This window comes from Pseudomonas entomophila (assembly GCF_029478665.1).
In the GTDB taxonomy this organism is placed as follows: Bacteria; Pseudomonadota; Gammaproteobacteria; order Pseudomonadales; family Pseudomonadaceae; genus Aquipseudomonas; species Aquipseudomonas entomophila_F.
In genome coordinates, this window is record NZ_JARPQB010000109.1 from 1 (window position 1) to 2,528 (window position 2,528).

The window sequence follows — 2,528 nt, forward strand, 5'->3', positions numbered from 1 at the left end:
CTCCCCCCCACCGGCGCCGACCCCAGCCCCTGGGGCGCCGACTACTTCCCCAACATCCCCCTGCTCACCCAGAACGGCCAGCAGGTGCACTTCTACGACGACCTGATCAAGGGCAAGGTGGTCGCCATCAACTTCATCTTCACCGGCTGCGGCGACGCCTGCCCGGTGGAGACCGCACGCCTGCGCCAGGTGCAGAAGCTGCTGGGCGAGCGCGTCGGCCAGGACATCTTCTTCTACTCGATCAGCATCGACCCGTACAACGACACCCCAACCACCCTGAAACGCTACGCCGAGAAATTCGCCATCGGCCCCGGCTGGATGCTGCTCACCGGCGAAGCCGCCGACATCGAGCAGCTGCGTCGCAGCCTCGGCCTGTATATCGAAGGGTTGGAGAACGGCCGCAGCAAAGACCACAACCTCAGCCTGATCATTGGTAACCAGGCCACCGGCCGCTGGATGAAGGCTTCGCCGTTCGAAAGCCCGTACATCCTCGCCGACCGTCTGGCCAACAGCCTGCACAACTGGAAAACCGCCAGCGCCCAACGCCGCGACTACACCCAGGCCCCCGAAATCCGCCCACCCAGTGCGGGCGAGCAGTTGTTTCGCACCCGCTGTTCGTCCTGCCATACCGTCGGTGAGAGCGAACCCGGCGCCACCCGCGGCATCGGCCCCGATCTGCTCGGTGTTACCCGGCAGCGGGAGCAGGCGTGGCTGAAACGCTGGCTGCTGGCACCGGACCAGATGCTGGCCGAGCGCGATGCGCTGGCGATGCTGCTATACGGGCAGTACAACCAACTGGCGATGCCCAACCTGCGGTTGGGGGAGACGGAGGTGGCGGCGTTGCTGGCATATCTGGAAGAGGAGACCGTGCGGGTACAGGGGCAGTGAGGTGGCAGGACTAGGGTTCATCGTGGCGTTTGAACGTGGGGTCCCATTTTCGGCGTAGGCGAAGCGGAGAGGGGCGCAGACCAGGGAACATCCAGAGGTGGAAGAGGATCATCGGGATGGAGAGCCATACGATCCAGGGATGATCCAAGATGACTTCAGGCGGTGGACCAAAGCCACCATACTCCCCAGGGAATACATTAAAGTAGTAAAAAACCGCGAATGCGCTGTTGTAGTAAATGCCGACAACCTCTTTACCCTCGGTCAGATCAGCTCCCGAAAGCACCAAATTTAAAAGAGGTGAAGAGATAAAACTCCAACCCACGACAAGGGCAAACACCACAACACTCATTTTCGCCCCGCCATCACTTAAGTCGATCCATGTCTTTTTTCCAGCGAAAGCAATTTACATCATTATTACGATATTTAGCCCAGAAGTGTAAAACCATAAACAACCAAGCAAACCAGGCCAGCCAAGGATTAAACCCCACCAGATCCGGCCGCACATAAACATAAAAATATTTATCCTGAACTACAACTGCCATATGCATAAAAGCAAAAATGAAGTTATAAAAAATCACCAACCCATGCCTCAGATGCTCCTCTCCCCTCAATGTAACCAAACAACGAAGAAGGCGGGAGCCAGCCAGGCCGGCAACCGAAAAAACCAGATAAATTGCCAGCATACAAACCCCATCACCCTAAAAAGTTAGAAGCACAACTCCCGAACATTCACACCGACAGGATCAAAATTTATTTATTGACTATCACTTTCCACCCCTATCTGCTGCCCAGCACAACCAGTTAGCGATGCCCAACCTGCGGTTGGGGAGACGGAGGTGACGGCGTTGCTGGCGTATCTGGAGGAGGAGACCGTACGGGTACAGGGGTGAACGCCAACCATGTGATAGCTGGATACCTCTCCAAAATCGCAGGCCAGTGGTAGAGAAACAAATAGGTATCCCGCCTGGCGATATCATCATGTAGCAGCTTGAGAACAAAAATTTTACATGACGACAAAGAAAATCATCTCTCGCTTTTCGCTTGGCGTGGTCAATAAGCACCGAAGCACTCTCGAGGTTGCAAGTCCCACCAAACCTATAACACTGACCTACCACTTCTTCCACTTCCATACAGACACCTTTCATTTTTTCTGAACCTCCTGTTGGATTCCCATTGCATAGGTAATGCAAAGCTGTGCAACACCATACCAACCAGACACCACCAAACTGCGGCAGGATTTTCATACAAAAAATCAGGTCTATAGCCAATAAATAGCAAATAGGAACGCTCCACGATCCTCATGTAATAAGTTGAAAAAAAAATTGAAAACCAGACACATCCAAAAGCTCCACCACCTGAAGTTTCGCCCGGAGAACCTGTACCTGAGTACATACGCAGCAATCAACCCCATCACCACACAGTCTCCAAACAACCAGGAAATCATTCCTTGTTCAACTCCACCCAGATCAACTCCCCCGTCATGACATTCACCCCAAGCTCGAAAGCTATTAGACCTGCCCCATATTTCTATAAGCAGGAACCCTATCCGTTCTGATGTACCGGTAGAGCCTCCAGGCGTTGCGACCGTTCCTGCAGACCCGCAGCACTGGTGCGGAAAAAGGTGAGGTCACACTCCACCC

Annotated in this window: 3 protein-coding genes; 1 reads left to right on the forward strand and 2 read right to left on the reverse strand. The window is 54.2% G+C overall.

The genetic code is table 11. The features are described from left to right. On the forward strand, positions 1–888 hold an 888-nt coding region (locus P5705_RS26065), incomplete at its 5' end, for an SCO family protein (RefSeq protein WP_277463733.1). Positions 889–898: 10 nt separating this feature from the next. Here the strand turns inward: P5705_RS26065 and P5705_RS26070 are convergent. Continuing rightward, positions 899–1,237 (reverse strand): hypothetical protein, encoded by a 339-nt coding sequence (locus P5705_RS26070; protein ID WP_277463734.1) that lies wholly within the window; start codon positions 1,235–1,237, stop codon positions 899–901. Between the two features lie 13 nt (positions 1,238–1,250). Beyond that, complete coding sequence (locus P5705_RS26075) at positions 1,251–1,571, reverse strand: hypothetical protein (RefSeq protein ID WP_277463735.1); 321 nt, start codon at positions 1,569–1,571, stop codon at positions 1,251–1,253. Positions 1,572–2,528: the final 957 nt, after the last annotated feature.